This window comes from Betaproteobacteria bacterium (assembly GCA_016791345.1).
Taxonomy (GTDB): Bacteria; Pseudomonadota; Gammaproteobacteria; order Burkholderiales; family JAEUMW01; genus JAEUMW01.
Map to the genome: position 1 here is coordinate 1 of JAEUMW010000020.1, position 7,157 is coordinate 7,157.

Below are 7,157 nucleotides of genomic sequence, written 5' to 3' on the forward strand. Positions count from 1 at the left end.
CGCTGACGCGGCTCGATCCGCAGGACCTGCGCCTCAATATCCTGTCGGCGCGATCGCAGCTGGAGGCGGCGAGCTCGGACTATCAGCAGGCAGCGGCCGACCTCGAGCGCTATCGCAATCTCCTCAACAAGCGCTTCATCAGCGAGGCGGAGTTCGACCGCCGCCGCAACCAGGAGCGCGTCGCCAAGGCGCGGCTCGCCCAGGCCAAGGCGGAGCTTGGCGTGGCGGAAAACCAGGCGGCATACGCGACGCTGCATGCCGATGGCGACGGCGTCATCACCGCGATCCTCGCCGAGTCCGGCCAGGTCGTCGCCGCGGGGCAGACGGTCATGCGCATGGCGCGCGGCGGCGAGCGCGAGGTGGTGATCAGCGTGCCCGAAAACCGGCTGAACGAGCTCAAGGCCGCAAGCGACATCCGGGTGAATCTCTGGGCGGACCCGACGGTCACGTACCACGGGCAGGTGCGCGAGGTGTCGCCGGGTGCGGAGCCGGTCACGCGCACCTACACGGTGAAGGTCAGCATTCTCGATGCCGATGCGCGCGTGCGCCTCGGCATGACTGCCAATGTGCTGCTCGGCAGCGCCCTGGCGGAACAGGCGATCGAACTGCCGCTGGCGGCGCTCTACCGCAAGGACGGAACGGCAGCGGTCTGGGTCGTGGATCCTGCGACCGCAACTGTGAACCTCGTGCCCGTGCGGCTCGGTGAGTATCACGAGAACACCTTCACGGTCCTGCAGGGGCTCAAGGCCGGGGACCGGGTGGTTACCGCAGGCGTGCACAAGCTGGTGCCCGGGCAGAAAGTGAGGTTTCCCGACTCGTGAAGGGCGTGAATCTGTCCGAGTGGGCGCTGCGTCACCAGGTGCTCACGCTCTACCTGATGGCGGCATTGCTGCTTGCGGGCGTGTTCGCGTACTTCAAGCTGGGTCGCGCCGAAGATCCCGCCTTCACCGTGAAGGTCATGGTGGTGCGCACCCTGTGGCCCGGTGCGACCGCGGCGGAGGTCGAGCAGCAGGTCACGGACCGCATCGAGAAGAAGCTGCAGGAGACACCCTGGCTCGATCACGTGCGCAGCTATTCGAAGCCCGGCGAGTCGCTGATCTTCGTCACGCTGAAGGATTCCACCCAGCCCAGGCACGTGCCGGAAACCTGGTACCAGGTGCGAAAGAAGGTCGCCGACATCCGCGACCTGTTGCCGGGCGGCGTCCACGGCCCGTACTTCAACGACGAGTTCGGCGATACCTTCGGCACCCTCTACGCGTTCACCAGCGAAGGGTTCACGCACGCGGAACTCAAGGACGTGGTGGACGACGTCCGGCAGACACTGCTGCGGCTGCCCGACGTGTCGAAGGTGGAACTCATCGGCGTGCAGGAAGAGAAGATCTACATCGAGCTCTCGCACAAGAAGCTCGCCACCCTGCACGTCGATCCGCTCTTCATCTTCAACACGCTGCGCCAGCAGAACGCGGTCGTGCCCTCGGGCAGCGTCGAGACGCCGAGCGACCGCGTCCACATCCGCGTCACCGGCGATTTCGAGTCGGTCGAGAACCTGCGCGAGATCGGCATTCGCGCCAACGGCCGGCTCTTCCGGCTGGGCGACATCGCGCACGTCTACCGCGGCTACGTCGACCCGCCGACCATGAAGATGCGCTACCGCGGCGAGCCCGCCATCGGGCTCGCAATCTCGATGGCAAGCGGCGGCAACGTGCTAGCGCTCGGCGCCAATCTCGAGCACACGATGGCCGCGGTGAAGGCGCGGTTGCCGGTCGGCATCGAGATGCATCAGGTGGCCGACCAGCCGCAGGTGGTCGAGCGCTCGGTGAACGAGTTCATGCGGACACTGCTGGAAGCGCTCGTGATCGTGCTCGGCGTGAGCTTCGTGAGCCTGGGGCTGCGCGCGGGGATGGTCGTCGCGCTCTCCATTCCGCTGGTCCTCGCAGTCACGTTTCTGTTCATGCTGATCTTCGGCGTCGCCCTGCAGCGCATCTCTCTCGGCGCGCTCATCATCGCGCTCGGCCTGCTGGTGGACGACGCCATCATCTCGACCGAGATGATGGTGATCAAGATGGAGCAGGGCTGGGACCGCATGCGCGCGGCGAGTTTCGCCTACACGACGGCAGCGTTCCCGATGCTCACCGGCACGCTGGTGACGGCGGCAGGGTTCATCCCGGTGGGCTTTGCACGGTCGGCAGCGGGCGAGTACACATTCTCGATCTTCGTCGTGGTGGTGACGGCGCTGCTCGTATCCTGGGTCGCGGCGGTGGTCTTCACACCGGTGATCGGCTTTCGCATCCTGCCCGACTATGCAGGCTCGTGCGCCGCCCACCCGGAGGTCTACGACACGGCGTTCTACCGCCGGCTGCGGCAAAGTGTCGAATGGTGTCTGGCGCACCGCAGGGCGGTCATCGCGGGGACGGCGGGACTGTTTCTGGCGGCGCTGGTCGGCTTCCGGTTCGTCGAGCAGCAGTTCTTCCCCTCGGCGAACCGACCGGAGCTGCTGGTGGATCTGTGGTTGCCCGGCGGCGCTTCCATCCGTGCGACGCAGGCTGAGGTGGAGCGCTTCGACGAGATCCTCGGCGGTGACGGCGACGTGGTGAATTTCGTGTCGTATATCGGCGGCGGTTCCCCGCGCTTCTATCTTCCGCTCGACCAGCAGTTGAACCACGACAATTTCGCGCAGTACGTGCTCGTCACACGCGACAACGCGGCGCGCGAGCGCGTCCTGGCCCGGCTCAATCACGCGCTCGAAGAGGGTTTTCCGATGGTGCGCGGGCGCGTGCAGCGCCTCGAGAACGGGCCGCCGATCGGCTGGCCGCTGCAGTTTCGGGTGAGCGGCCCGGACCCCGCACGGGTGCGCGCGCTCGCCGAACGCGTCGCCGCTGTCGTTCGCGCGTATCCGGCAGCGAACAACGTTCACCTCGACTGGAACGAGCCGTCGAAGGTGGTGCGGCTCGAAGTGGACCAGAACAAGGCCCGCGTCGTCGGCGTGAGCTCGCAGGATCTCTCGACTTTCGTCAACGCGGTGCTGAGCGGGCACAGCGTGACCTACTTCCGGGAACGCGACAAGCTGATCGAAGTGCGGGCGCGTGCGCAGCCGGACGAGCGACTCGACCTCGGCAACCTCAAGGACATCAACATCCACACCCAGAGCGGACGCTCGATCCCGCTCTCGCAGGTGGTCACCCTGCGCTACGACTTCGAGGAGCCGATCATCTGGCGGCGCAACCGCCTGCCGACGGTGACGGTGCGCGGCGATGTCGTCGGCGCGGTGCAGGCGCCCGACGTCACGGCCCGGATCGATCCCTTGCTCGACCCGATCCGCGCGGAGTTGACGGACGACTACCACATCGAGATCGGCGGCGCCGTCGAGGAAAGCCGCAAGGGCCAGAAATCGGTGGCGGCCGTGGTGCCGATCATGGTGATCGTGATCGTCACTTTGCTGATGATCCAGCTGCAGAGCGTGAGTCGCATGCTGCTCGTGCTGCTCACCGCGCCGCTCGGTCTCATCGGCGTGACGCTCTTCCTCCTCCTCTTCCACGTGCCGTTCGGCTTCGTGGCGATGCTCGGCGCGATTGCGCTGGCCGGCATGATCATGCGCAACTCGGTGATCCTCGTCGACCAGATCGACCAAGACATTGCGGCGGGGCACGCCCCCTGGCAGGCCGTGGTGGGGGCGACCGTGCGGCGCTTCCGGCCGATCGTGCTGACCGCGGCGGCGGCCATCCTGGCGATGATCCCGCTCGCGCAGAGCACATTCTGGGGGCCGATGGCGATCGCCATCATGGGTGGCCTGCTGGTGGCGACGTTCCTTACCGTCTACTTCGTGCCGGCGCTCTACGCGGCCTGGTTCCGCCTCCCGCGCCCGCCCGAACCAAGCACGGCCGCGTCAGTCTGACCGAGAAGTTTGCGTCCCCTGGAATCCCGTCGACCATGCGTGTCTACTCGTATCTCTGGCTCATCGCCGTTCTGAGTGCGGGCTGCGCTTCGGTGCCGCAGACACTGCAGGCGCCGCAACTGTCCTCGGTGACGCCGAACGTCGTGCGCGATGGCGGCGGTGCCGGCGTCGGCGAGCGTACCCGCTGGGGTGGCAGCATTCTGGCGGTGACGCCGCAGGCGGAGACGACCTGCATCGAGATCCTGAGCCGCCCGCTGGATGGCAGCGCGCGGCCGATGATCACCGACGCGAGCTTCGGCCGCTTCCTCGCCTGCGGACCGGGGTTCTACGATCCGGCCGTCTATGCCAAGGATCGCAGTGTCACCGTGCTGGGGACGGTGGAAGGCGTGACCGAGGGCACGGTCGACGCGGCGCCGTACCGCTTTCCGCGGCTGCGCATCGAGAGCGCGTATCTCTGGCCCATCGCCGCGTACCTGCCGCCGCCGTACTACGGTCCCTACTGGGGCCCGCCGTTCTGGTACGGGCCGGTCTGGGGACCGTATTGGTACGGACCGGCCTGGGGGCCTTACTGGTACGGCCCTTGGGGCTGGTAGGACGGCAACGCGCCGTGCACAACGTGCGCTTCTGCCACTGGGCGCCGCGTCCGCGCGTTTCAGTTCCCACTCTGAGGCAGTGAGGTCGAGCCCGAAGGGCGCCTTGACGGCTGCACCGACTGTTCGCGTCCCTGACCGCCCACGCCCGCGGACAAGGGGGTGATGCACCGTCCGACCCCGTCGCGGATAATATCGCTGTCATGTCAGGGAGAACACGAAAATGAAAGGTCCGACCCGCATTCCATTAGTCTTTCTATTGCTCGTCACCGCGTGCGCCGGGAAGGTCGACTATGTCCGCCCGACTCCGCCGGAGAAGTTATCAAACTCGAAGGTCATCGAGAAGCCGAGAGAAGTAGTCTGGAATGCGGCGGTTCCGGCCCTCGGTAAGCAGTTCTTCGTCATCAACAACATGGACAAGGGTTCAGGCTTCATCAATCTCAGCTATAGCGGCGACCCCGAACAGTATGTTGACTGCGGTCAGGTTACCTCTTACGTCAAGAACGCGCGTGGAGAACGCACTTACCAATTCCCGGCGTCCAGGGCTGAGCAAAGCTATGAAGTGATGACAAGCAATCTATTTCGTGTCGACCGCAAGATGGCGCTGGAAGGCCGAATGAATCTGGTGTTCGAAGAGATTACACCCTCAAGTACCCGTGTTACAGCGACAACGCGTTACGTCTTAACGCGAACCGTCCGCGTCACTGACGTTAACGCGAGGGCCGATACAACCAGCGAAACGATCAATTTCAACTCGGGGTCGGGCGCCAGTTTCGCACCGAAAAGCGATGGTAGGGCAACCGAGTGTGTCTCTACGGGTCGATTCGAGAGCGAGATACTCTCGGCGATCAACTAAGGGCACCATTTCTAGGTTGATCGCCTACGCTCCGCACTGGGTGGGTCCTTCCCTTTTGGTAACACGAGGGGAGGGCGTGCCACCTCGCCTCCTCGGCCTCTGTTCGGTCGTGCTACCTCCCGGTATCCTGCATGGGAGACGTTCAGAAGCCCGAGGCGATGACCGCAGCGGGGAAGTTGAGAGGCTCCCTTGCGAGAGGCCCGCTACCCGTTCGCACTTCGCACTTCCGTCGCCACCGAAGGTACATTAGCTCGCCAAGAACCCCGGAGAGAGCTAGCTGTCTATCCAGCCAGTACAAACAAGGGAGCGGAAGTGTTTCGGAAGCTCACAGATTGGGCTACCGCGATCATCAGTAGCCTTGTAGGTAAGATCGAGTGGAGCGCAACGGCGGCGCGAAAGGAACACCAGGAGTTCGCAGTGGGGGCCGAGGGCGGTAAACGTTCTTCGGTCTGGGTGCTGACCCGCGGGTCTGATGGAAGCATCTACTTGGCGTCACGGATGATGGGTTCGGAGATGAAGGTAAGCCTTCATGCGTCAGGGTGTGGTCAGTGGTCCCGCACGAATGCATGGTTCGAAAAGAATAAGCACCGCGGGATCGCTAACCGTGATAGGCATATAGTTAGATGGCGGATACCCTCAGCTTCCCCTCTCACAGCTGCAGTCGCTTTCAAGCTGATTTTTCCGGAGAGTGAACTGCGAGAGCTAGCAGAAGGGAATCTCGACAAGGTTCACTGGCTAGCAGCTCCGGCCCTGGGTGAGGCGATTTCCGTGAACTGTTACTTCACCGCGCCTATGTCGAGAGAGCCTAGCCCGGCTGAACTTCTGGCTCCTCCGTTGGTTGTCTGGCCCCTCCCGGACATGCGGTGGTTCGTTGCAATTATCCGTTCCGAAGTTGTAACAGCTGAGAATAACGCTCTACTGTTGAACACACGGGCTAGGATGGTGCGCCTTGTTAAGCGCCGCAAGCATAAGATTGGTCCTCAGTCTCGATGGGTAGCACATCTCGGCAACGGGGATCGGGGTTTTATAGAGATGGCACTCTGTCCTTTGGTTAAGCAAGCGTGACCGTAGATCATCTGCTCAGAAACGCGGTTGCGCAGACGGATCGGGATTGGGTTGCAGGACCGCGCAGACAATAGGGCGGACGCAGCCAGGATAGTCTGTCGGATTGAGCGGCAGAGTGAGTCGTCTAGCGGATTGCCATTGCCTCCTGTCGAACGCGAGCGCGAGGCGTGCCCCAATGGCGCGAGAGACGCGGATAGCTGTCCTGCGATCGTCGGGGAGGGGCCGCCAGATTCCTGAAGCCCGAGACGAGACCGGAGCGGGGAAGGCACGGGGACGCGGAGGGGGTAACCACTACGGTGCCGAACGAGGTAGTCTGGCAATCTCAAGTTCGCTGTGGCAAGTGTGTGTAGCAAACCACGACCAGATTCCTGATAGTGATCAATACTATAGTCCTGTTCGGGCCGGCCTGTGGACCTTACTGGTACGGACCCTGGGGCTGGTAAGGCGGCAGCGCACCGTGCGCAACGTGCGCCTGCCGACGGTCTTCAGCGCGCTCTTCCTGTCCTTCTTTCTGCTGCTCCCGGGCGCGTCGGTCGCACAGCAGCAAGCGGCCATTGCCAGCGCGCATCCGCTGGCCACCCGGGCGGGCGAACAAGTCCTCGCCGCCGGCGGTAACGCCTTCGATGCGGCCGTTGCGGTGAGTGCCGCGCTCGCCATGGTCGAACCCTTCGGTTCCGGGCTCGGCGGCGGCGGCTTCTGGCTGCTGCATCGCGCCTCCGACGGCTTCGAGGTGGTGGTGGACGGGCGCGAGGTC

At 64.3% G+C, this 7,157-nt stretch carries 5 protein-coding genes; all 5 read left to right on the forward strand.

Annotation, left to right across the window (positions count from 1 at the left end; genetic code table 11):
* Positions 1-821, forward strand: an 821-nt coding sequence (locus JNK68_00615; protein MBL8538848.1) for an efflux RND transporter periplasmic adaptor subunit, incomplete at its 5' end; no start/stop codon positions are given.
* Complete coding sequence (locus JNK68_00620) at positions 818-3,892, forward strand: efflux RND transporter permease subunit (GenBank protein MBL8538849.1); 3,075 nt, start codon at positions 818-820, stop codon at positions 3,890-3,892. The genes JNK68_00615 and JNK68_00620, both read left to right, overlap by 4 nt.
* 35 nt (positions 3,893-3,927) lie before the next feature.
* Positions 3,928-4,485, forward strand: coding sequence for a Slp family lipoprotein (locus tag JNK68_00625; protein MBL8538850.1), 558 nt, complete (start codon positions 3,928-3,930; stop codon positions 4,483-4,485).
* Positions 4,486-4,705: 220 nt separating this feature from the next.
* Complete coding sequence (locus JNK68_00630) at positions 4,706-5,338, forward strand: hypothetical protein (GenBank protein ID MBL8538851.1); 633 nt, start codon at positions 4,706-4,708, stop codon at positions 5,336-5,338.
* A gap of 1,537 nt (positions 5,339-6,875) precedes the next feature.
* The coding region (locus JNK68_00635) for a gamma-glutamyltransferase (protein ID MBL8538852.1) at positions 6,876-7,157 on the forward strand (282 nt) is incomplete at its 3' end.

What these genes read in the sequence shown, in the direction of transcription:
- JNK68_00625 (MBL8538850.1), top strand. Translation starts at nt 3,928, where the DNA reads ATGCGTGTCTACTCGTATCTCTGGCTCATCGCCGTTCTGAGTGCGGGC.
- JNK68_00630 (MBL8538851.1), top strand. Translation starts at nt 4,706, where the DNA reads ATGAAAGGTCCGACCCGCATTCCATTAGTCTTTCTATTGCTCGTCACC.